A 23,664-nucleotide genomic window follows, 5' to 3' on the forward strand; every position below is an offset into this window, starting at 1 on the left:
TATGATTAAATTTCTTGATTTACAAAAGATAAACTTACAATATCAAAACGAAATAGAAGCCAAACTCTTGGAAGTCTTCCGTTCCGGATGGTATCTTATGGGCAGCCAGCTTTCAAACTTCGAAAAAAATCTTTCAGATTATATCGGAGCTAAACATTCTATTGGTGTTGCCAATGGGCTGGATGCTTTAAGGCTCATTTTGAGAGCCTATATAGAATTAGAAGTCATGAATATCGGAGATGAAATTATCGTTCCTTCCAATACTTACATTGCTTCTATTTTAGCTATTTCAGATAATGGTTTAATTCCAGTTTTGGTAGAACCGGAAATTAATACGTATAATATTGATATCTCTAAAATTGAAGAAAAAATAACTTCAAAAACCAAAGGTATTCTTATTGTACATCTCCAGGGCAGGATTGTATTCTCTGATTCACTTAAAGAAATTGCAAGAAAGCATAACCTCAAAATTATAGAAGATAATGCTCAGGCAATCGGAGCAGAATGGAATGGAATAAAATCAGGAAACCTTGGTGATGCAGCTGGCTTCAGCTTTTATCCGGGTAAAAATCTAGGCGCTTTAGGAGATGCAGGTGCTGTAACTACCAATGATGATGACTTAATGAAAGCTATCAGAGCTTTAGCTAATTATGGTTCCAATAAAAAATATGTAAACATATATAAAGGATTAAATTCCAGACTTGATGAAATTCAGGCCGCAGTTTTGGATATTAAATTAAAATATATTGACCACGAAAATAATATCAGAAGAGAGATTGCAATGCGTTTTATAGATGGAATAAACAACCCGGCAATTATTCTTCCTGAATATCCTGCTGGTGAAAAAGAACATGTATGGCATGTATTTGTTATCCGCTCCGAAAGAAGAGATGAGCTGCAGTCTTATCTTACAGAAAATGGAGTGCAGACTTTAATTCACTATCCTATCCCTCCGCACCAACAAGAAGCCTACAAAGATTGGAATGATATGTCCTTCCCGATCAGTGAAAAGATACATGCTGAAGTATTGAGTCTTCCTATTTCACCTGTAATGGAAGCTGAAGAAATAAATACAATTATTGAGATTATAAATAAGTTTTAGTCCATGTCAAGACTTTTAGAGAATAAGAAATATTTCCTTAAAACATTAAAGATCGCAAAACTTCTTTTTAGTGAAAAGAAGTATAATGATTGTTTGATGTATATAGAGAAAATCTCATATTCGGCATGGTATAATTTTCCTGGTTATTACACTTCCAATTGTTTTGAATCAATAATCAGAAAAATAGCCATTACAAGCTTAGATTTTGATCATCAAGAAAACCACACCCACACACAAGACACAACATTACATCTTTTTTCTGAAATCAGTAGTATCGGAGGACATTCAAAGCTTATCTTCAGCTGGATGGAAAATGATAAAACAAGTAAACATTATCTGATGAGTAACTGGCAAAATTTTCAGGAGGTTTCTGAAATAGCAGAATCTTATCAGTATAAAATCAATAATAACTTATTTGTTTACGATCAAAAACTAAGCATTATTGAAAAGGCACAAAAAATAGTAGATACTTTAAAGAAAAATCATTTCAGCAGAATTGTCCTGCATATCCATCCCCATGATGTGATCCCATCAATGATCTTTTCTTCAAAAAAAATAAAAAGCCCTGTCTTTTTTCTCAATCATGCTGAGCATACTTATTGGTTAGGAGCACCTGTTACAGATTTTTTGCTTCAGATAAGAGAATCAAATATTTTAAAAGATTCTAAAAACAGAAATATTCCTGTACAAGATCAGTTCTTTTTGCCAATCCCTGTAGATGAGTCATATTCACTAAAAAAGACGGAGAAAAATACATTCAATATTATTTCAATTAGCAGAGAATCGAAGTATGAACCTAATCAGGATTATAATTTCTATCAGGAAGCATTAAAAATTGTAAGAAAATTTGACCATGTTGTCTTTACTATCGTGGGAATTGCATCAAATAATCCTAATAGAAAAATCTACCAGCATGAACGATTAATTTTCATTCATCCTACAAGAGATATTAATCAATATATTGAAAATGCAGATTTATACTTAGAAGGCTTCCCTATTCCTTCTTTCACATCACTTCTGGAACCGGCAATGGCAGGAGTTCCTTTTGTATTGCATTATAATCCGGCAAGCGTCTATAAGGTTTTTGATGATAATAAGGAAAAAGGAATATTCTATCCAAAAGACCTGAAAAGCTGGGAACTTGAAGTGGATAGGATGATCACAGATGAAAGATACAATAACCTTATTAGTAAGTTACAATTAACATATTTACAGGAAAATTATTCCTCACAAGGATGGAATTTAAAACTAGCGAAGATTAAAGATTCTTGCAAAAATAAACAACATAATATCCGCACTATCTCTAACGAAGAAAAGTATGTGGATGGAAGAGATGAAGAGTTGGTATCCGTTATCGAATCAAAACCAACTAATCATTACTCGTATACGAACCGGCTGGGATTTTTTTCAAAATTAAAAGTCATAGCACTATCTTTTGATAATCCCTCTTGGGTAGAAATTTTACCTTGGAAACAGACGATCAAGTATTTATTTAATAAATAATTTAAGCACATAAATATGAAAATAAGACCAATCGCCATACATTTACCACAATTCCATCCGTTCCAGGAAAATGATGAATGGTGGGGAAAAGGTTTTACAGAATGGACTAACGTTACCAAGGCGAAACCACTGTTTGAAAACCATTATCAGCCACATCTTCCCTCGGATCTGGGGTTTTACGACTTAAGACTAGAAGAAGCAAGAGTTGCACAAGAACTTCTTGCTAAACAATATGGAATCTATGGCTTTTGCTATTATCATTACTGGTTTAATGGTAAAAGATTAATGAACGAACCTATTGACAGAAAATTAAAAAATCCAAAAGAAGATCTCCCTTTTATGTTTTGCTGGGCCAATGAAAACTGGACAAGACGTTGGGATGGTAATGACCAGGAAGTATTGATTGAACAAAAATACTCTGTTCAGGACGATGAAGCTCATATTGATTTTTTACTTCCTATTTTCATGGATCAAAGATATATTAGAGTAAATAACAAGCCTATTATTGTTATTTACAAACCCAATATTTTACCAAATGTACAGGATACAATCAAGTGTTGGCGGGAGAAAGCAAAATCTGTTGGCTTGGAGCTCTATATATGTCATATGGTATTTTCATATCAAAAAGGATGGGATGAATTAGTAGAAGGTTTTGATGCTGCAATTGATTTCGAACCTTTTGGAATACGCAGAAAAAGTGTTTTTCAGGAGATTAGGGAGAAAAATAAAAACAACAAGAAAGGTCTTGTCAATAGGTTGAAGAATGTTTTCACTGATACAGAGAACAGATACAATACAATTCCATATAAATGGATGGGAGAAAGTTTAACTCAGCAGAAACATTTTGATTTTAAGCTGTATCCTTCTCTCGTACCAGGATGGGATAATACATCTAGGAGAGGTACAAATCCTACCTTGATACTTGAAGATTCTACACCTGAGCATTTTGGAGACTGGCTCTCAAAGATTAAATCTGATTTTACTCCTTATTCAGAAGACGAGAATTTCATTTTTATTAATGCATGGAATGAATGGGCAGAAGGCAACCACTTAGAGCCTGATCAAAAGTTTGGAACACAATATCTGGAATCAGTTAAAAATTTATTCTTAAATCAATAATGAAAAAAATAAAACCCCTTGCGTTCTACCTCCCTCAATACCATCCCGTTCCCGAAAATGACGAATGGTGGGGAAAAGGTTTTACAGAATGGACGAATGTAGGAAAAGCCCAACCATTATTTGAAGGGCATGAACAGCCTATCTACCCTGGAGATTTGGGATATTATGACCTGCGTGTTCCTGAAGTAAGAGAACAGCAGGCTCAGATGGCTAAAGACTATGGAGTACATGGATTTATCTACTACCATTACTGGTTTGGTAATGGGAAACAATTGTTGGAACGTGTTGCTAATGATGTATTGAAATCCGGAAAGCCAGATTTCCCGTTTTGTTTCTGCTGGGCCAATGAAACATGGTCAGGAATATGGCACGGATTATCAGAGAAGATACTTGCTGAACAGGTTTATCCGAGTGAACAGGATTTAATTGCGCATTTCGAATATCTTCTTCCTTTCTTCAAAGATGAAAGGTATATAAAGGTAGACAATAAACCTCTATTGATTATCTATGACTCCAATCATTTACATGATGGTGACCCTAACTATATTTTAAAATTCAGAGAGCTTGCAAAAGAAAACGGATTTGATGGTTTGTATGTTATGGCATCCAATAAACTCCGTGATGATCTCGATTTTAAATCTATGGGATATGACAGTAAAATTTCTAATGCTTTTCTGAAAGCCTGGATTCCTCATATTGACAAAAAAGAGTATATCTCCCATTCCCAATATTATAAAAACAGAATAAAAGGATTAATCGGGATTAAGAAAAAAGAACAGCCTAAAGTCAGAATTCAGGATGCCCAGGCGGTAGTTAATGACTTAAAGTTTGAAGAAAGCAACGTTCCTACCTATCCATGCATACTGCCTAATTGGGACAATACTCCCAGAAGCGGCTACAGAGGTATTATATTGGCTAACAATTCTCCGGAATTATTCGAACTACAAGTAGAAAAGGCAGTAAAATATCTTGAGGATAAAAAAGACTATCCGGAACAGTTTTTAATTGTTAAATCATGGAACGAATGGGCAGAAGGAAATATTCTGGAACCAGATAGAAAAAATGGTTTCGGTTATTTAAATGCATTAAAGAAAATTCTGAATAAACATAGCCAAAATGAGTAAATTCAGCCTACTTATCGCCAACTATAATAATGGACATTTTTTTGAAAAATGTTATCAAAGCTTAGTGGCTCAGACTGAAACAGACTGGGAAGCTGTAATCCTGGATGATGGTTCCACTGACGATTCTCTTGATGCTATAAAAAAAATAATCGGAGATGACCAGCGGGTTAAAATCAATCAGAATGACCAAAACAGAGGAATCGGATATACAAAAAGGAGATTAATAGAACTTGCTGAATCAGAAATATGTGGTTTTTTAGATCCTGATGATGCATTAACAAGACATGCGCTGGAATTGGTTTTAAAAGCACATTCTGAAAATCCCGAAGCAGGTTTGGTATATTCAAATTTTGTTTTTTGTGATGAATATCTCAATCCTCAATCTGTTCATAAAGCAAAACAAATTGCAGAACTGGATCAGTCTTACTATAATTTTAATGGCGAAATCTCACATTTTGTCACTTTTAAAAAGAAAATATACGAGAAAACATCTGGTATTGACCCTTTCTTAAAAATAGCAGAAGATAAAGACTGGTATATGAAAATGTGTGAAATAGCACCAGTGAAATACATTGATGAAGATCTATATTTATACAGAATCCATGATAGTGGTATCTCTACAACTAAAAATTCTGAAAAAGCACTGTTCTGGCACTGGGTAGCCCTTATAAAAATGGCAGAAAGAAGAAACATCAGTGTTGAAGATCTTTTTCTTCAAAGCTATGTTCCCAAAAACAAATACGAACACGCTCTCAACAAACTGAATCATGTAAAAAATTCAAGATGGGCAAAATTGGGTAATAAACTTGGACTTTTTAAAATCTTTAAAAACCTTTAAAACTAACATCTTAATTAGACTAGAAGCATATGATTATTGGTAATGGAATTCTGGCAAATGCCTTAAGGTTTTATGATAAAGAAGATGTTATTTTTTTTGCATCAGGAGTTTCCAATTCACTGGAAAAAAATCCTGCGGAATTTGAAAGAGAAATATCCCTGCTGAAATCGGTTATTAGCCAATATCCGGATAAAAAGCTGATCTATTTTTCTACGTGTAGTATCTACGATCCAAGCAAAACTGAAAGTCCTTATGTGATGCATAAACTTGCTATTGAAAAAAAAATTGCTGAACAGTGTTCAAGCTTTGTTATTTTCAGAGTTGGTAATGCAGTAGGCCGTGGAGGAAATCCCAATACACTGATCAACTTTCTTAAAAACTCAATTTTATCTGAAAATAAACTCACCATTCACAGCAATGCAAGAAGAATACTTATCGGTACGGATGATATTGCTTTGTTTGTTTCAAAACATATAGAAACTCTCAACAATAAAATTGTCAATCTGGCTTATCCTTATCAGTATTCATTGCATGAAATTTTATCACAGCTGGAGAATCATCTTGCCAAAAATGCGGATTGTGAAAGTGTAAATGAAGGTTCTTTTTACAATATAGAATTTGACAGTTTGACAGAAGATTTTTTCAGAGGCCTTTCCCCTGATGAATACCTGAAAAAGCTTTATTCATCATATTTGTAACATATTATGCAGCAAAAAAAATCTATTCAATGGCATATCCAAAAGTATCCCATTCCAAATTCCCGGAAAAAATAATTTTGTACCTTCGAACAGAAAATTTCAGGTAATATTATTAAGGTGTGGCAGAAAAAATTTAAAAAGCTGTAATCTTAATGATCAACTGAAAAGTAAAACACAATAAATTTATTGAATAAAAATGAAAATGAATCCCAAAATATCTGTAATCGTTCCCTGTTATAATCAAGCACGCTTTTTGGATGAATCTCTGCAATCTGTTCTTGATCAAACGTATGAAAACTGGGAATGCATTATCGTTAATGACGGATCTCCTGATAATACGGCTGAAGTAGCAGACAAATGGGCCCAAAAAGATAGCCGTTTCAGATATCTTTACAAAGAAAACGGAGGGTTATCTTCTGCAAGAAATGCAGCCCTGGAAATCATAACCGGAGATTATATTCAGTTTTTAGATTCAGATGATATCTTAGTTAACACTAAGTTTTCAGATTCTTTAAATTTGATACAAGAAAAAGAAGCAATAGTGGTGTCAAATTTTTGTTTGTTTGACGATTCAGATAAACAAAAATTATTACCTCCTTTTTGCAAGTTATCTCAGGATTTGCTGAATTTTGAATCTATCCTATATCAATGGGATTTTACATTCACAATTCCTATTCATTGTGGTTTTTTCCCAAAATCTCTTTTTGAAAATATTCGTTTTAATGAACATCTAAAAGCAAAAGAAGACTGGCTTTTCTGGATTCAAATTGCACAAAAAAACATCAATTTCATTTTTTTAGACGCTCCTCTTGCGTTGTATAGAAAACATGCAAGGAGTATGTCCAGAGATAGAACACATATGATTGTATATCAGATGCTTTTCTATAATGAAGCTGAAAAGGTAATTTCAAATTCTGATTTCAAGAAATTGCTTTTAAGGCACTTAGACACTAACTACAACAAAGTGAATGAATTAACAATTGAAATAAGAAATCTAAAAGAATCAAGAACTTTTAAACTGTTTTTGTCTCTTAAAAAAATAATTGAAGATCTGGGGTTATTACATTTATCTAAAAAAATATTCCGCTTCATAAGGAAGCTTAACAAATAAATTTCAATCCAGAGATTTTACAAAGTAATACTAGATTAAAAACAGAAAAAAATATCAATATCCAGAAAGTAAATTATTTTTTACAATATATTAAGACATTTCAACAACTTTTACTTCCAAAATCCTATGAATATAGCTTTCACAATCTGCTCCAATAACTATTTAGCACAAGCTAAAGTTCTAAAAAATTCTGTTAATAAATATGGTGAAAATTTCAAATTTGTAATAGGATTATGCGATGAAAAATCCAGTGAAATAGATTATGATTCTTTCCAATGCGAAATTATCGAAATGAAAGATATTGGAATAAAGAATTTTGATGAATTATGGATGAAATATGACATTATAGAATTTAACACCTCTGTAAAAGCATCATTTTTCAAGTACTTATTGGCAGAAAATCTAAATACAGAATTTATATATTACTTCGATCCGGATATTGAGATATTTGATCAATTATCTATATTAAATGCAGAATTTGATAATAATACAGATATTTTGCTCACCCCTCATATCCTGAGTTCTATTCCCTTAGATGGCTACAAACCCGTAGAAAATACTTTTCTTAATTTTGGCATATATAATCTGGGGTTTATTGGATTAAGGGGCAATTCTGAAGAGGTCAAAAAACTTCTCGATTGGTGGGAGGAAAGATTATTATCTCTTTGCTATAATCAGCCGGAAAAAGGTCTGTTTGTAGATCAAATCTGGATGAACTTTACACCTGTTTTTTTCAAAAATGTAAAAATTCTCAATAAAATGGGATACAATGCCGCTCCATGGAATTTGCATGAAAGAATAGGATTAGTAGCAACAGAAGACAATAAGTACATTATGCCGGACAAATCCCCTTTAGTATTTTATCATTTTTCAAATTTTAAATATAAGAATCCCGAAACTCTGGCAAAATACTATAACAGATACTCTCTGGAAAGTTCAGGTTCTTTGAAAAAACTATATCAAAATTATTATCAGAAAACCATTGATAATGACATTGAAAGAATCTCGAAAATAGATTGTAAATATATAATTTTGAAAAATGCTATACCTCAAAAAAGCAAACCGTTCTCTCAAATTTTGAAATCAAACTTCAATAATTTATTAAAAATAATTTATTATAAAATCCGTTACAACTACAATTATGAACCAAAACTCTAAAATATATATTGCAGGACATCGAGGTATGGTTGGAAGTGCCATTTTAAGAAACTTAATTTCAAATGGATTTAACAATATTGTTACCAAAACCTCCGACGAATTAGACCTTACAGATCAAAAAAAAGTACAAGCATTTTTTGAATCTGAAAAACCGGAATATGTCTTTCTTGCTGCAGCCAAAGTAGGAGGTATTCTTGCCAACAATACCTATCGTGCAGATTTCCTTTACGAAAATCTTATGATTGAGTCTAATGTAATCCATCAAAGTTATTTGCAGGGAGTAAAAAAATTACTTTTTTTAGGCTCTAGTTGTATATATCCCAAACTTGCTCCTCAACCTCTAAAAGAAGAATACTTATTAAGTGGATTTTTGGAAGAAACCAATGAGCCTTATGCCATAGCAAAAATCGCAGGGATAAAAATGTGCGATGCATACAGAACTCAATATGATTGCAATTTCATTTCTGCAATGCCGACCAATCTTTATGGCCCTAATGATAACTACGACTTACATAATTCCCATGTTTTACCTGCTATGCTCAGAAAGTTTTTTGAAGCCCAGCAAAACAATGTAAAAGAAGTGGTCTTATGGGGAGACGGCAGCCCTTTCAGAGAATTTTTACATGTAGATGATCTTGCAAAGGCATGCGTATTTTTAATGAATAATTATAATGATAGCGGTCATGTAAATATAGGTTCATCCAGGGAAATCTCTATATTAGAACTGGCCATGCAGATTAAAGATATTACCCAATATGAAGGAAATATAGTTTGGGATACGGAAAAGCCCAATGGCACCCCTAGAAAATTAATGGACTCCTCTAAAATTAATTCTATGGGATGGTCCCCTAACATATCTTTAGAAGAAGGAATAAAACAAGTTTATCAAGAAAAATTTTTAAACAAATGATGAAAAAAGCACTTATTACAGGAATTACGGGACAAGATGGTTCTTATCTTGCCGAACTGCTTTTAGAAAAAGGCTATGAAGTTCATGGTGTAAAACGAAGAGCCTCCTCTTTTAATACTCAAAGAATTGATCATTTATACCTAGATCAACATGAACATAATGTAAATTTCAAATTACACTATGGAGACCTTACAGATTCTACCAATATCATCAGAATTATACAAGAGGTACAACCAGACGAGATCTACAACCTGGGGGCAATGAGCCATGTGAAAGTAAGTTTTGATATGCCCGAATATGTTGCCAATGTAGATGGTTTAGGTACACTGCGTTTATTAGAAGCAATCAGGATTTTAGGACTAACTCATAAAACGAAAATTTACCAAGCCTCTACCTCAGAATTATATGGCGGGCTTCCTTCCAATAAAAACGAGAAAGGATTTTATGATGAAAATTCTCCCTTCTACCCTCGTTCTCCCTATGGTGCTGCAAAAATTTATGGTTTTTGGATAACAAAAAATTACAGGGAAGCATACGGAATGTTTGCCTGCAATGGTATTTTATTCAATCACGAATCGCCTAGAAGAGGTGAAACTTTTGTTACCCGGAAAATAACCATGGCAGTAGCTAATATAGCAAAAAACAAACAAGATTGTTTATATCTGGGAAATCTGGATGCTAAAAGAGATTGGGGACATGCCAAAGATTATGTAGAAGGAATGTGGAGAATGCTGCAGCAGGATAAACCGGAAGATTTTGTTTTAGCAACAGGTGAAACTACTATGGTAAGAGATTTTCTGATTATGGCTTTTGAAGAAGCAGGAATAGAGCTTGTCTTTGAAGGCAGTCAGGAAAATGAAATTGCCAGAGTGCTGCGCTGTAATAATCCAGATTATCAATTACCTGTAGGTAAAACTGTTGTAAAAATAGATCCTAATTATTACCGTCCAACAGAAGTTGATCTCCTAATTGGTGATCCCACAAAAGCAAAAAACATTCTCGGTTGGAAGCCACAATACACCGTAAAAGCTCTTTGTAAAGAAATGGTAGAAAATGATTTGAAAATAATATGATCTTTTTAAAATCATTTTCTATTATACAACATCATTTTTTTGCAATAAACAGGCAGATATTTACCAAAAAATCACTCAAAAAATATGCTTAACAAATCCCTTACAATCATAACGATAAACTTTAATGACCAAAATGGTTTACAAAAAACCTTCAATAGTGTATTTGGCCAAACCAATAAAGATTTTGAATATATCGTAATTGATGGTGGAAGCTCAGACGGAAGTAAAGAACTCATAGAAAAAAATAACTCCAGAATAAACTATTGGGTAAGTGAACCAGATAAGGGAATTTATCATGCGATGAACAAAGGAATTGAAAAATCTACCGGAGAATATCTTCTTTTCCTAAATAGCGGAGACGAGCTGATAAATGAATCAGTTGTAGAAAAAATAACTCCACTACTGCATACAGATGATATTATTTCTGGAGATTTAGTTATAGATGAAGATAATAAAGATGTTCTCAGACCCACCAAAAAAAATATCTCATTCTTAGATTTTATTGCAGAAACTATTTGGCATCCCAGTACATTCATTAAAAAAAGTGCTTTTGAAAAAGTAGGTCTCTATGATGAAAACCTGAAAATTTGTTCGGATTGGAAATGGTTTTTGATTTCTATTTTTAAGTATAATTGTACTTATAGACCTATAGAACACACCATATCCCGATTTTATAAAGATGGTATAAGTTCCGATCCAAAATCACAATCTTTAAGAAAGGAAGAAAGAAGAAAAATACTCGTAGAAAATTTTCATTTTTCTGAATTCGAGACAGAAGAATTAATCGATAAAATTAATTTATATTTTAGTGCACAAAATTCTTTAGACAAAATAAATAAATTGAAAAAATCAAGATTATTAAAATTTTTATATCGAATAGGGGTATTTAAAAACTATAAATATCTTTAAAAAAATTTAAAGGATAGGATGATTTTTCTTCTGCTATGAAACTTAACAACCTCCAGATACTAAGAGGGATTTCAGCATTATTGGTATGTTGCTTTCACTTTCGGGATACCATCAACTTACCAGGGCTGAATCTTGGTGACCTTCTATTTAAAAAAGGAAGCATCGGTGTTCCCGTATTCTTTATTATCAGTGGATTTATCATGGCTTTCACCACTCAAAAAATAAATTTCAGCAAGGATACTTTTCAGCAGATTACTTTATTTTACAAAAGAAGAGTGATCAGAATTGTTCCATTGTATTATCTTTTGACATTTGTAGCCATGATACCGGGAGGCAGTTTCTTTCTATATTTTCATGGAGCAGGTCTTTATGAATTAATCCATTCTTTATTATTTCTTCCGACCAAGAAAGAATTTCCGGTTCTTTTCTTAGGCTGGTCTTTAAATTTTGAAATGTTCTTTTATCTCATATTTGGACTCTCGTTATTTTTTAAAGAAAAGAGGTATTATTTCATTGTAGGATTTTTCATCCTCACTTCAATTTTAGGCTATATTATCCATTTTGACAGTCCTTATCTGAAAATGGTAACCCACTCACTGAATCTTTATTTTGTTGTGGGAATACTTTTTGCACTTTTACTGAACAAATATTCAGTTCCAAAGAATTGGGCAGCCATAATTTCTGTAATAGGAATAGTATCATTTATACTTGTATTGCTTAATATTATTCCAATAGATAATACTTGGATAAAGTTGGCCATCATATCCACCTTTGTCTTTTCTTTCCTTACCTTTGATTATATTTTCCATTGGAAAGGAAATAGATTATTAATATTTCTGGGTGATATTTCCTATTCATTATACCTGTCTCATCCATTCGTGGAGATTGTTCTCAAAAGATTCAAAGTAGAAGGCTATTTAAACATTCCTTTTTTTCTTCTCAAAATTGTTTTAGTTATTATGGTAGCTTCCCTTCTGTATTATTTTGTAGAGAAAAAAGTTACCCATTATTTGAAAATTAAATTAAAAGCATAATCGAAAAAATGAAAATTTCAGTCATCATTCCCGTCTACAATGCCGAAAAGTATGTTGCTCAGGCTGTAGAATCTGCACTTCAGTTCGAAGAGGTATATGAAGTTGTATTAGTAGAAGACCAATCACCGGACAATGCATTACAGGTTTGCCGGGAACTCGCTGAAAAATATGACAGGGTAAAGCTCTATCAGCATCCGGACAAAGGAAATCACGGGGCAGGTGCCAGCAGAAACCTTGGGATGGAAAAAGCAGAAGGAGATTTTATTGCTTTTCTTGATGCAGATGATTATTATCTTCCCAACCGTTTTGATGCAGAAAAAAAACTTTTTCCCAATCATGAAGTAGATGGCGTATATGGTGCCATAGGCGTTCATTATTATTCTGAAAAGGCAAAAGAACAGTATTATAAAGTTTTTGGAGACCGCCTGACTACAGTTTATAAAGAACATTCTCCTAAAGATGTCTTTCCGGGACAGCTTAATATGAGAGGAACTTTCGGGCTTTTCAGCATTGATGCGTTAACGATCCGTAAAAGTTCTTTGAAAAACATGGAGTATTTCTTTAAAACCCATCTAAAGCTTCATCAGGACACAGAATTTTTATTCAGGCTTTCCTACTATCTGAATCTGTATCCGGGAATTCTTGACAAAGCGGTAGCGGTGAGAGGTGTTCATGAGAATAACAGAATTACCAAAGTAGATTCCGGAGAAGTAAAACCAGCCTCAACAAGGGTTGTATTGTGGAAAGAGGTCAATTATTGGGCAGAAAATGAAAATACTATTCCTGAAGATATTAAACTTCACATCAAAAGAGTATACAGAAGTTTCCAGATCGCCAATGCTCCTCTTCTCAAAAAATGGGGAATGATTACGAAGTATCTGTTTACAGATTATAAAAGTATACGTTCAGGGCTGTATAATATTAATTTTAGAAACGATTTGTTCTAACAACAGAAGCAAGCTAAACGTCTAGTTTAAACTATTTTTAAAATTGTTATCGTTTAGCAAAATGGATTTTCCTTAGAAGATCACGCATTGGTTTTTCAATAAACTGGTAAAAAACGGCCGAACTGAAAAGCATAACAATAATATAAATCACAAATACAATATCAATACTGAACGTATATTCTTGCCATTTTAAAAATGCTCTCACAAGATAAAGAACAGGAATATGGGTAATGTATATTCCATAACTTATTTCTCCCAGATATTCCAGAGGCTTTAGTGAAAAGAACTTACTGACTCTTCCGTTATTAGCCGAAATGAAAAGAATAGCGGGAACAAAAAGCAAAGCCATCAACCCGTTGTGGTAAAAAAGCGGAACAAACATCAGAGACACAAGAATCAGTAAAAAGACTGCGATCACCTGACGATCGTAATTTTTTTGTTTGTAATTTCTCACGAAAAATATCCCCGCAAGATTTCCGATCAGGAACTCATTAAGATGCCAGAAAGGAAAATAATATAGAAACTCATGACTTTTTGTATGTGGCCCTTCATAAGCTCCATACACAGGATAAAGATTAGAAAATACCTGAGTGATCAACCAGAGGCCGATCGCAAATACCCAGATCATTTTATTTTTCTTAGCATAAAAGTAATTGTACAAAAACGGAAAAAGCAAATAAAAGAAGAACTCTACGGAAATAGACCATCCCGGAAAATTAAGGATCATTGCTTCTCCCGGGATCCAGCTCTGAATGCCCAATCCATATAAAACCAGTTTATACCCATCAAACATCTCGTATCTCGTCATAAAATACAGCAGAAGCCCCAGCATATAAAGCGGATAAATCCTGGCAAACCTATTTTTGTAAAATTCCAGGTAATCAATTTTATCTTTTTTATGATAAGCAATGATCATGATAAATCCTGAAAGAATAAAAAAATAGCTTACTCCAACATTCGCCCTCAAAAAAAGATTGGAAATATAATCTATCTTATATAAAAACAGATCTTTATTGAAATGAGAAATAACAATTGCCATGGCGGCAATAAACCTGGTAAATGTAATCTGACTTATCTTCACAGAACACAAAATGCTTTCCTTTATCAAAACCGGACAACCTCAACGCTGAAGGCTGTCTTATTTGATATAAAGTATTAATTTAAAGGCACAAAAATAAGATTTATTCTTATAATTATATAAAACAAATTATATTTGTAAACTACAAATGTGAAAATAAATTCAGGTATGCTTGATGAAATTTTAGCAAAAATTCAACGAAAGGGCCAGATTTCTCGTCTTAAAAAACACCCCAATGTTTCTTTTAAAGGGATAAAACTTGGGATCAGTAATCATTTTGTTCTGCACGAAAATCTAAAAAATATTACTATTGGAAATTCCGTTAGTTTCAGAAACTATGTACATATTCTTGTGCAGCAAAATGCCACTTTAGAAATCGGGAATAATTTTTTTATGAACAATTTCTGCTCCATCAATTGTCTCGACAGAATTTCAATAGGAGATAATACATTATTCGGAGAAGGGGTGAAACTGTATGACCACAACCATGCTTACCAGACCCAGCCGGAATTTAAGCTGTTCTCATCTGAGTTCACTACAGCTCCCATCAAAATAGGAAGTAACTGCTGGCTTGGAAGTAATGTGACCGTCTTAAAAGGGGTTACTATTGGAGACAACTGTATCATTGGAGCCGGATGCACCATTCATAAAGATATTCCGTCTAATACCACTGTTATCAATCATCAGGATTTAATACTCAAGGAACGGTAATGAAGTTTTCTATTCTTATTGCACATTACAACAACGCCATTTTTTTTAAAGACTGTTTGGAAAGTATCCTTCAACAGACCTATACAAACTGGGAAGCTGTAATTTTAGACGATGCCTCTTCTGAAAATGAGAAGATAATGATCCGGGAAATGATTTCAAATGACAAAAGATTTAAATTTTTTGAAAATGAAAAAAATTCCGGTGTAGGAGTTACAAAAAGCAAACTGATTGAGCTTGCTGAAGGAGAAATCTGTGGTTTTGTGGATCCGGATGATGCCATTTCCCCTACGGCTATTCAAAAATGTATGGAGATTTTTCAGGCTAAAAAAAATACGGTCCTTACCTATTCAAGGTTTATGACATGTGATCAGAATCTGAAGCCTATAGCTCCGTTCAGATCTGCGATGCAGGTACCGAATGGAGATCCTTATTTTTTTAATTTCCCGATTCAGATTGCTCATTTTGTAACTTTCAGAAAATCGGTTTATGAACAGACTGAAAAAATGAATCCTAATTTAAAAATAGGAGAAGATCAGGATTTATATCTTAAAATGTATGAAAAAGGGAACGTTCAGTTTATTAATGAAACCAACTATCTTTACAGAACCCATCAGGGCGGAATTTCACAGAATGACAATAAAAAGAAATCCCATGAGTATTTTGCCCAGGTGATTTTCAATACGATGAAACGCAGAGGACTTACCACCATCAATGGAGAAAAAGTTCCTGATCAGTATACAGGTTCAGATGAAATATTTGAACTATTGCAGTATCAGCATCAGCTGCCTTTCCGTATCATGAAAAAAATAAAAATTACGTTACAAACAATCTTCGGATAATGTTAGAAAAAAAAATAAAAATTTTGTTCAGGCATCGTTCCATGGAAATGGGAGGTGTAGAAAAAGTATTACTGGGACTTCTCAACAATCTTAATCCTGACAAATTTGAAATGACAGTATGTTTGACTCTCAACCAGGGGAAACTGCGTGATGAACTTCCGAAACACATCAGAAAAGTATACCTAACCGACGGAAAAGAAGATTTTTCCCACAACGCTCTTTTACAGAAACTTCAGCTCGTTAAAAGAAGAATAAAGCTAAGAAAACTGAAAAATTCTCCTGCCATCGCAGACCGTCTTATTAATGATACTTTTGATATTGAGATCGGGATGGATTACAGGGATTATGATGCCATTCTTAATTCTACCCATAAGAATTCAAAAAAAATAGGCTGGTTTCATTCTGAAATTAATGTCCCAAAATTTCAGCCGTTAGTACCGAACATTTTAAAGAGCTTTCCACAATTTGACCATATGGTATACTGCTCTCATAAAATAAAGGATATGATGCATCAGTATTACCCGAATCTCAATTATCCTGCTGAGAGCGTTATCATCAATCCTATCCCTATCGAAGAAATTAAACATAAGGCGGAAGAAAAGCTTGAAAATTTTCCTGAAGGGCCTGTTTTTGCGTCTATCGGAAGACTTCATTCAAGAAAAGGATATCACAAACTTATTGACGCTCATACGAAGCTTATCAATGAAGGGTTTCATCACAGCATCATTGTCATTGGTGATGGCGATGAAATGAACAACCTTAAAGCACAGGCAGCCAAAAATAATGTTGAAAAGACATTTATTTTAATGGGAAATCAGATGAATCCTTATCCTTATATTAAAAAGGCGGATTATTTCATCCTTTCTTCTGAATCTGAGGCATGGCCACTGGTAATTGCTGAAGCTTTAATTCTTCAGAAGCCTATTATTGCAACAGAAGTAGGAGATGTAGGCCTTATGATCAAAGACAGGGAAACAGGATACCTCATCAATTATGACACAGATGAAATGTATTCAGCGATGAAAACATTCCTTACCGACCCCAGCCTTGTTTCGCACATTAAAGAGAATCTTAAAACTATTGAAAGTCAGTTTGATAATAAGAAAATATTTGACAGTGTAGAAAATATTATAGAAACACTGCTCAAAAAATAAGTTATTGTGCAGAATATCCTCCGTCAATCACAAGGTTAGTTCCTGTGACCCATCTTGAGGCATCAGACAGTAAAAAAATACAGGCATTCGCTACATCTTTAGGTTCACCTATTCCCAGCGGATGCTTTTTTATGATTTCTGATGAAGCTTCTTCTCCGATATTTTCAAACATTTTCTCTAAAATTGGAGTATTGACCATCGCCGGACTTATGCTGTTAACCCGAATATTACTTCTTGATAGCTCCATAGCCAAAGAACGGGCTCCGGAAATCACAGCTCCTTTGCTGGCAGAATAAGCAGCCTTCCCTGCCTCTCCTATCATTCCTGCAACGGAAGAAATAAATACAAAACTTGAGATCTCATCCTTATACTTTTTTAAAGATAAAATTTTAGCAATTTCAAGTCCTGCAATGACGTTGACAGCAAATATATCCTGATAAAGCTGAGGGTTATGTTTCTTTAGTGGTAATGTTTTCTCAATACCGGCACAATGAATAAATCCTGCTATTTTACCTAATACTGAAACTTTATCCGCAATGATGGCTTCAAGGTTTTCAGATTGGGTAATATCTTCAGTGATGGTTTCAACTTTTGTTTCAGGATTCAGCATAGACACTGTTTTCATCAGTTCCTCATGGTTTCTTCCCACGAGAATAAGATCAGCACCACTTTTGCTGCATTCTACAGAACAGCTTCTCCCGATCCCGGAAGAAGCGCCTGTAATGAGAATAATTTTATTTTTTAATGAGAAAGCATCCATTAATCTTCAAAATTTTCTTTTCCTATAACATTCATCAGGTCTGAAACGGTTTCAATATCTTTAAAATGTTTAGTATCAATTTTTTTGCTGAAGTTTTCGTCTACGAATGCAATAACAGAAAGCAAGCTGATAGAATCGTAGCTTTCCAAAGATTTTAAATTCGTTTCAGTGGTTAATGTTTCATCTTCTTCCAATTCCTCCTGTAGTTTTTCTAAAAAAACGGATGTTTTCATATTTTATAATTTTAAATGTTTTGTTCTCTTATATTTCAATAATGGTGGCTCCCCATGAGTATCCTACTCCAAACCCAGCCATTAAAACCTTATCCCCTTCTTTTAGCATTCCTTTATCCATCATATTTTTAAGAGCAATAGGAATGGTTGCAGAAACCGTATTCCCGGTTTTTTCCATATCAATATAGAACTTTTCTGCCGGAATTTTGGTTTTCTTTCTTAAATAATTCAGCATAAAAGAATTGGCCTGATGGAAAACAAAATGATCAATATCATCCATCGTCATTCCATTCACTTCCAGTGTTTCTTTTACCAGCCCGGGGATATTTTCAATCGTAAAATTAAAAATTTCAGGGCCATTCATATAAATATTTTCAGGGCTGAATTCATGTTCAGGATTGAGTTCAAAATCTTTTTTGAAAGCACCTTTCTTCACGATAAGATTTTCTGCACCACTTCCATCTGTTCCCAGGCAGAACTGATAATCATTGCCTTCTGATTTTTCAATAATTGCAGAAGCAGAGGCATCCCCGAATATGCTGCGGTTGCCTTTATCATCAGGGTGAATGTGTTTGGTATACGTCTCTGAAGTTACCAAGAGAATACTTTTTGCAATGCCTGCGGAAATTAATCCTTTTGCAAAAGCCAGTCCATACACAAATCCTGAGCAGCCAAGGTTAAAATCTATAGCGCCGATATTTTTTCTAAGCCCCAATCTGTCCTGCAAAATACAGGCCGTTGTAGGAAGGAAATATTCGGGACTTTGGGTACAGAACAAAATAAAATCTACTTTGTTTCTGTCATAGTTTTCAAAAATTTTTTCTGAAGATTGTACAGCCATATCCAGTACGGTTTCGCTGTCAGAAGAAATATGACGTTGGGAAATACCTACTTTCTCCTGGATACGTTCGGAACTCCATTCAGGGAACTGTTTCTCAAGGTCCTCGTTAGTTAACACCTGCTGAGGCAGATAATATTCTATTTTTGAAATTTTCATCATATTAATAAATTCTCTTTCTTTGCAAAAGTAACGAAAACAAATTTACACTTGTGATGATTTTTATATTCAGAATCCTATTAAAAATAGACTCCCTCTACCATACTTTTTTGAACAGGGGCAGCCTTGAAGTGGCTAAATATAGAGGGATGAAAGTAGGAAAAAACTTTAACATGCCTGATAAAGTGTATTTCGGAACGGAACCTTACCTTATTGAAATTGGTGATAACGTAAATATTGCCGGTGATGTAAGGTTTGTGAATCACGGTGGAACAACCACCTTGCTCAGAAGACTTCCAGGCTATGAAGACGCAAGAATATTAGGAAGAATAAAAATTGGAAACAACTGCACTATTGGACTTAATTGTGTAATTATGCAGGATGTTCAGATTGGAAACAACTGTATTTTGGGCGCCAACTCTGTATTATCACAGTCTATGCCTGACAATACGGTCTTCATCGGAAACCCGGCACAATTTCTGTGTACTATTGAGGATTATGGTGATATTGTTCTTAAAAACAACCCGGAATATCCCCGTGAACTGGAGAAAGACCGAAAAAAGCTGGATGCTTATATCAAAGAAAATCTTCCTCACAAGTATAAAAAAGCAAGAAAAATTAAATAAATTTAATCTTGCCAAATCATAAAAAAGAAAAAAAGCAAATTGAAAAAGAAAAAACTCCTCATTCGTATAGGTTCATTACGTCATGGTGGTGCTGAGAAAGTATTAATCAACTTTTTGAAAAATCTTCCTCCTGATAAATATGAAGTCGACCTTTTACTTAATCTCTATTCGGGACTCTATATTAAAGAGGTTCCGTCATGGGTGACCCTGTACTATTTGACAAAAGGAGAAATGATAACAACCAACAGGCTGCAGGATATTCCTGTAAAAGCTTACAGGGTGCTTTATCAGAAGATGTTTCTTTGGTTTCCTTCCCTACTTTATAAATTTGTTTTAAAGAATAAAAAATACGATGTAGAGATTGCTGCCATCCATGCGATGCACCAGGAAATTCTCTCCAGTCCTCAAAAAGATTCGAAAAAGATTATCTGGGTACAGAATGATATTTTCAATTTAAAAGGGTACACTCCGGAAGTCATCAGACAGTTTTTCAAGTTTGACAGAATACTCGTTATTTCCAACAAACTTCAGGAAGGAATGTATGAGCTGGCTAAAAACGAAGCAGAAAAAGCATCCGTGATTAAGATCTTTAATCCGATTGACAAAAATGATACGTTAAGAAAGGCAGATATTGAAGTTAATGACTATCCTTTCAACAGTGATCTTCCTACTTTTGTAACGGTAGGAACTGTATATCCGCAGAAAGGATATGACAGATTGCTTAATGTTCATAAAAAACTGATTGATGAAGGGCTTCAACACCAACTCCTGATCATTGGTGACGGATACGACTTTGATACTATTCAAAACCAACTTGATACCTTAGGGCTTCAAAATACGGCCAAAATGCTTGGCTTCAGCAGTAATCCGTATCCTTATATGAAAAAGGCAGATTTTTACATTATGTCTTCACGACACGAGGGATTCCCTACGATTATAGCAGAAGCGCTTATCCTCAATAAACCTATTTCTGCTACAGATATTTCCGGCATCAGGGATCTTCTTCAGGACGGTAAGCTGGGAAATATTACCCCCAATTCCGAAGAAGGAATATATGAAGGAATGAAAAAGTTTCTTACGGATAAAAATATCACTGAAGAATACAAAAAGCAGGTCTCAGAAACTGAGCTTCCATTTGTTTTGGAAAAATCTGTAGAACATCTTCAGAAAATAATTGACGAAGTATAAAAACATTTACAATGGCCGATTATTCTATCATTCAAAAAGATTTTTACCGGGAAAGCGGAAAATGGCTTTCAACTTTTCAGATCTGGAAAAAATGCATTCATCCGAATCTTCATTTTGTCTATATCCTGAGAAAGGCTCAGAAATATCAGAAGATTCCTTTTTTGAATATTTTCTGGAAAATTGTACTAAGACATTATCAGATCAAATATGGTTTTCAGATTTATCCTGAGACCCAGATCGGCGAAGGTTTTTATTTGGGACATTTTGGAAGCCTTGTCATTAATCCCAAAACAGTTATCGGAAAAAACTGCAATATTGCTCATGGAGTCACCATAGGTCAGCAGAACCGTGGAAAAAATGAAGGGTATCCGGTTATTGGCGATGAAGTATGGATTGGCACCAATGCCGTTATTGTAGGAGGAATCACTATCGGAAATAATGTATTGATTGTTCCTAATTCTTATGTCAACTTTGATGTTCCCTCCCACTCTGTTGTGATTGGAAATCCTGCCAAAATTATCCCTACAGCAGATGCAACAAAGGATTACATCAACCGTAAAGTATAGTAAATCCAATAGTTATAGTAAAAATTCTACTTGCATTTATCGGTAATTTCCTGTACATTTGAAAAAAAATGTATTGTTTGGTTATATAACAACAACACAATCATCAATTTTAAATAAAATATTACATTTTATTTTTGATGACACCTATCCTTACAATACCACAAATCGCTTAATATTAAAAACACAACCCAGACTTATTATTAATTTTTTAAAATAATTTTTGATGAAAAAAAATATGACCCAAACGTCCCTATTCCTACTTACACAATCAACTCTATAAAGCGGAAAAATACATACCGCTCTAAACTACAACAATTTATCTTCAAAAGTTTCTTTGTTGAGTTGATGCAATATCTATAACATTTGGGAATTATTATCTGATAGTAATTCTTTTCATGCACTCCATGATTCTGATATTCGGCAGGCTCTTCCGGAAACTCTAAGAGGTAGATGATATAAAATTTATCCTAACAGCCCAGACACCTACAACCATGTTCAAAAAAATAGTTCCTATTCTTCTCATTATAATATACCTAACGGGTTTCTTGATTTCATTCCCTTACATCTTTGATAATCTCTTTGGGGCTGAAAAAACAGACAGTATCCGGAATATTTTTGAGTATGGAATTATGTTTTCTTCGTTTCTGGTATTCAATGCACTTCTTTTTAAGAATAAATATACAACTGTCATTGCTGGTATTCTCTGTTTATTGCTAAGCATTAACTTTCTGATCTCAGTATCCTGTTTTCTTATTTATCATTCCGGATTTAATGTAGGAATGGCCATCAGTATTCTTGAGTCTAATCCGGATGAAGCCATGAGCATGTCTTATATGTTTATTCTTCCGGTCATCTTGTTTTTCGTTTTTCTGGGAACGATAGTGTACTCGGTGAATTACCTAAAAACAAATGTGGTCAAGTTTGATGCCAAATTTATCACTATTGCATTACTGTGGCTTATTTTACCCTTCGGATATCACCTTAAACACACCTATGTAAGTAATAAAGGTGGAGGCAGGATGATCAAGAATGTATATTATCATTTATCTGATTTCAATACCGCATTGAATATACAGAGAGATATTAATGAAATAAAAAAGAATATTCCGGTTTTCAATATCAAAAAAATACAGCCTGGAATAGAAAATGTAATTCTTATCATCGGGGAATCAGAAAGAAAGCAAAACATGTCCCTGTATGGCTATTCTAAAAAAACAACTCCTTATACAGATCAACAGGCTGAAAACATGATAATTTTTGATCATGCTGTTTCTCCTGCAGGAATTACAAACCTGAGTGTCCCATTAATGTTATCCAGCATTCATCCTGATGAATTCAGATATCGTTATGATAAACTTTCCTACAATATCATCAATCTTGCCAATCAGAGCGGGTACAATTCTTTCTGGCTCAGTACACAGGCAAGTGCAAAAGGAATTACAGCCATAGCGTCCATGTCTAAAAATAAAAAATGGGTAAACGGCTACGATGAAATAATTGTTCCTGAACTCAAAAATGCAATACAGAAGAAAGAGAATAAATTTGTAGTTCTTCACATCATGGGAAGCCATCCAAACCCATGTAACAGACTTCCTCCCAACTGGAATTCCGGAGATCTTAACTGCTATGACAGCTCTATCAAATACACGGATTATGTTTTCAACAATATTTTCAAAACGCTGAAAAACACTAATTCTGTGGTAATTTACGCTTCAGATCATGGCCTTAAAATACAAGGAGACAAATTATTGCACGTAGACTCTAAAGAATCTACTCAGGTTCCGTTTTTTGTATGGTTTGGAGACAAAGTTCCGGCAAACTACAGAATTACCGGACATGAACCCCAACAGACCCAAACTACTTATATCTACCCTCTGATCATGAAATATATGGGGCTGGAAACACCTCAACACTATAAAAATGAAGGAAATAAGTATTTGAACTTAGAGATGAAGAGTATGGAGTATAGTCAACTACCGGAATAGA

Annotated in this window: 24 protein-coding genes; 20 read left to right on the forward strand and 4 right to left on the reverse strand. The window is 33.9% G+C overall.

Features of this window, described 5'->3' with window-relative positions; translation table 11 throughout:
• Position 1 precedes the first annotated feature (1 nt).
• The 13 genes from ODR02_RS04275 (at position 2) to ODR02_RS04335 (ending at position 13,526) form a co-directional block, all read left to right on the forward strand.
• The gene (locus tag ODR02_RS04275; protein ID WP_309511701.1) at positions 2-1,102 is read left to right on the forward strand and encodes a DegT/DnrJ/EryC1/StrS family aminotransferase; all 1,101 of its coding nucleotides are present in this window, start codon (positions 2-4) and stop codon (positions 1,100-1,102) included.
• 3 nt (positions 1,103-1,105) lie between these two features.
• Positions 1,106-2,605, forward strand: coding sequence for a glycosyltransferase family 4 protein (locus tag ODR02_RS04280; protein ID WP_209786233.1), 1,500 nt, complete (start codon positions 1,106-1,108; stop codon positions 2,603-2,605).
• Positions 2,606-2,620: 15 nt separating this feature from the next.
• Positions 2,621-3,724 carry a glycosyltransferase WbsX family protein gene (locus tag ODR02_RS04285; protein WP_245169793.1) on the forward strand — a complete coding sequence of 368 codons (1,104 nt, stop codon included), beginning with the start codon at positions 2,621-2,623 and terminating at the stop codon, positions 3,722-3,724.
• Positions 3,724-4,848, forward strand: a complete 1,125-nt coding sequence (locus ODR02_RS04290; protein WP_209786234.1) for a glycosyltransferase WbsX family protein — start codon at positions 3,724-3,726, stop codon at positions 4,846-4,848. The genes ODR02_RS04285 and ODR02_RS04290 overlap by 1 nt, the downstream gene beginning before the upstream one ends.
• Positions 4,841-5,686 (forward strand): glycosyltransferase family 2 protein, encoded by an 846-nt coding sequence (locus ODR02_RS04295; RefSeq protein WP_209786235.1) that lies wholly within the window; start codon positions 4,841-4,843, stop codon positions 5,684-5,686. The genes ODR02_RS04290 and ODR02_RS04295 overlap by 8 nt, the downstream gene beginning before the upstream one ends.
• A 29-nt stretch (positions 5,687-5,715) precedes the next feature.
• Positions 5,716-6,384, forward strand: coding sequence for an NAD-dependent epimerase/dehydratase family protein (locus ODR02_RS04300; RefSeq protein WP_209786236.1), 669 nt, complete (start codon positions 5,716-5,718; stop codon positions 6,382-6,384).
• A gap of 202 nt (positions 6,385-6,586) precedes the next feature.
• Positions 6,587-7,495 carry a glycosyltransferase family 2 protein gene (locus tag ODR02_RS04305; RefSeq protein WP_209786237.1) on the forward strand — a complete coding sequence of 303 codons (909 nt, stop codon included), beginning with the start codon at positions 6,587-6,589 and terminating at the stop codon, positions 7,493-7,495.
• Between the two features lie 126 nt (positions 7,496-7,621).
• Complete coding sequence (locus tag ODR02_RS04310) at positions 7,622-8,653, forward strand: hypothetical protein (RefSeq protein WP_309511702.1); 1,032 nt, start codon at positions 7,622-7,624, stop codon at positions 8,651-8,653.
• Positions 8,637-9,563, forward strand: a complete 927-nt coding sequence (locus tag ODR02_RS04315; protein WP_209786239.1) for a GDP-L-fucose synthase family protein — start codon at positions 8,637-8,639, stop codon at positions 9,561-9,563. Before ODR02_RS04310 ends, ODR02_RS04315 begins: the two co-directional genes overlap by 17 nt.
• Positions 9,563-10,636 (forward strand): GDP-mannose 4,6-dehydratase, encoded by a 1,074-nt coding sequence (gene gmd, locus ODR02_RS04320; RefSeq protein ID WP_309511925.1) that lies wholly within the window; start codon positions 9,563-9,565, stop codon positions 10,634-10,636. The genes ODR02_RS04315 and gmd overlap by 1 nt, the downstream gene beginning before the upstream one ends.
• A gap of 84 nt (positions 10,637-10,720) precedes the next feature.
• Positions 10,721-11,545: a glycosyltransferase family 2 protein gene (locus tag ODR02_RS04325; protein WP_209786240.1), complete on the forward strand. Its 825-nt coding sequence runs from the start codon at positions 10,721-10,723 to the stop codon at positions 11,543-11,545.
• Between the two features lie 35 nt (positions 11,546-11,580).
• On the forward strand, positions 11,581-12,579 hold the full coding sequence (locus tag ODR02_RS04330; protein ID WP_209786241.1) for an acyltransferase family protein: 999 nt from the start codon (positions 11,581-11,583) through the stop codon (positions 12,577-12,579).
• 8 nt (positions 12,580-12,587) lie between these two features.
• The gene (locus ODR02_RS04335; protein WP_309511703.1) at positions 12,588-13,526 is read left to right on the forward strand and encodes a glycosyltransferase family 2 protein; all 939 of its coding nucleotides are present in this window, start codon (positions 12,588-12,590) and stop codon (positions 13,524-13,526) included.
• 46 nt (positions 13,527-13,572) lie between these two features.
• On the opposite strand, the gene ODR02_RS04340 is transcribed toward ODR02_RS04335, so the two are convergent.
• The gene (locus ODR02_RS04340; protein ID WP_309511704.1) at positions 13,573-14,607 is read right to left on the reverse strand and encodes an acyltransferase family protein; all 1,035 of its coding nucleotides are present in this window, start codon (positions 14,605-14,607) and stop codon (positions 13,573-13,575) included.
• A gap of 147 nt (positions 14,608-14,754) precedes the next feature.
• On the opposite strand from ODR02_RS04340, the gene ODR02_RS04345 reads away from it, so the two are divergent.
• The 3 genes from ODR02_RS04345 to ODR02_RS04355 are packed head-to-tail and all read left to right on the forward strand — an operon-like array spanning position 14,755 to position 17,308.
• On the forward strand, positions 14,755-15,315 hold the full coding sequence (locus ODR02_RS04345) for an acyltransferase (protein WP_309511705.1): 561 nt from the start codon (positions 14,755-14,757) through the stop codon (positions 15,313-15,315).
• Entirely contained in the window at positions 15,315-16,154 is an 840-nt protein-coding gene (locus ODR02_RS04350) for a glycosyltransferase family 2 protein (RefSeq protein ID WP_209786244.1), read from the forward strand. Before ODR02_RS04345 ends, ODR02_RS04350 begins: the two co-directional genes overlap by 1 nt.
• Complete coding sequence (locus ODR02_RS04355) at positions 16,154-17,308, forward strand: glycosyltransferase (protein WP_309511706.1); 1,155 nt, start codon at positions 16,154-16,156, stop codon at positions 17,306-17,308. The genes ODR02_RS04350 and ODR02_RS04355 overlap by 1 nt, the downstream gene beginning before the upstream one ends.
• A 1-nt stretch (position 17,309) precedes the next feature.
• Here the strand turns inward: ODR02_RS04355 and ODR02_RS04360 are convergent, their stop codons facing one another.
• The 3 genes from ODR02_RS04360 to ODR02_RS04370 are packed head-to-tail and all read right to left on the reverse strand — an operon-like array spanning position 17,310 to position 19,301.
• Positions 17,310-18,068, reverse strand: coding sequence for an SDR family NAD(P)-dependent oxidoreductase (locus tag ODR02_RS04360; RefSeq protein WP_209786246.1), 759 nt, complete (start codon positions 18,066-18,068; stop codon positions 17,310-17,312).
• Positions 18,068-18,301 (reverse strand): phosphopantetheine-binding protein, encoded by a 234-nt coding sequence (locus tag ODR02_RS04365; protein ID WP_047380387.1) that lies wholly within the window; start codon positions 18,299-18,301, stop codon positions 18,068-18,070. The genes ODR02_RS04360 and ODR02_RS04365 overlap by 1 nt, the downstream gene beginning before the upstream one ends.
• Before the next feature lie 28 nt (positions 18,302-18,329).
• Positions 18,330-19,301, reverse strand: coding sequence for a 3-oxoacyl-ACP synthase III family protein (locus ODR02_RS04370; protein ID WP_209786247.1), 972 nt, complete (start codon positions 19,299-19,301; stop codon positions 18,330-18,332).
• 146 nt (positions 19,302-19,447) lie between these two features.
• Between ODR02_RS04370 and ODR02_RS04375 the strand changes: the two genes are divergently transcribed.
• The 4 genes from ODR02_RS04375 to ODR02_RS04390 all read left to right on the forward strand — a co-directional run bounded on the left by ODR02_RS04375 (position 19,448) and on the right by ODR02_RS04390 (position 23,663).
• The gene (locus ODR02_RS04375) at positions 19,448-19,924 is read left to right on the forward strand and encodes an acyltransferase (RefSeq protein ID WP_245169794.1); all 477 of its coding nucleotides are present in this window, start codon (positions 19,448-19,450) and stop codon (positions 19,922-19,924) included.
• Between the two features lie 39 nt (positions 19,925-19,963).
• Complete coding sequence (locus ODR02_RS04380; RefSeq protein ID WP_309511707.1) at positions 19,964-21,112, forward strand: glycosyltransferase; 1,149 nt, start codon at positions 19,964-19,966, stop codon at positions 21,110-21,112.
• An 11-nt stretch (positions 21,113-21,123) separates the two neighbouring features.
• Positions 21,124-21,678 carry a serine O-acetyltransferase gene (locus tag ODR02_RS04385; RefSeq protein ID WP_309511708.1) on the forward strand — a complete coding sequence of 185 codons (555 nt, stop codon included), beginning with the start codon at positions 21,124-21,126 and terminating at the stop codon, positions 21,676-21,678.
• Positions 21,679-22,169: 491 nt separating this feature from the next.
• Positions 22,170-23,663, forward strand: a complete 1,494-nt coding sequence (locus ODR02_RS04390; protein WP_309511709.1) for a phosphoethanolamine transferase — start codon at positions 22,170-22,172, stop codon at positions 23,661-23,663.
• Position 23,664: the final 1 nt, after the last annotated feature.

This window comes from Chryseobacterium sp. CFS2, from assembly GCF_036543225.1.
Classification (GTDB): domain Bacteria; phylum Bacteroidota; class Bacteroidia; order Flavobacteriales; family Weeksellaceae; genus Chryseobacterium; species Chryseobacterium culicis_A.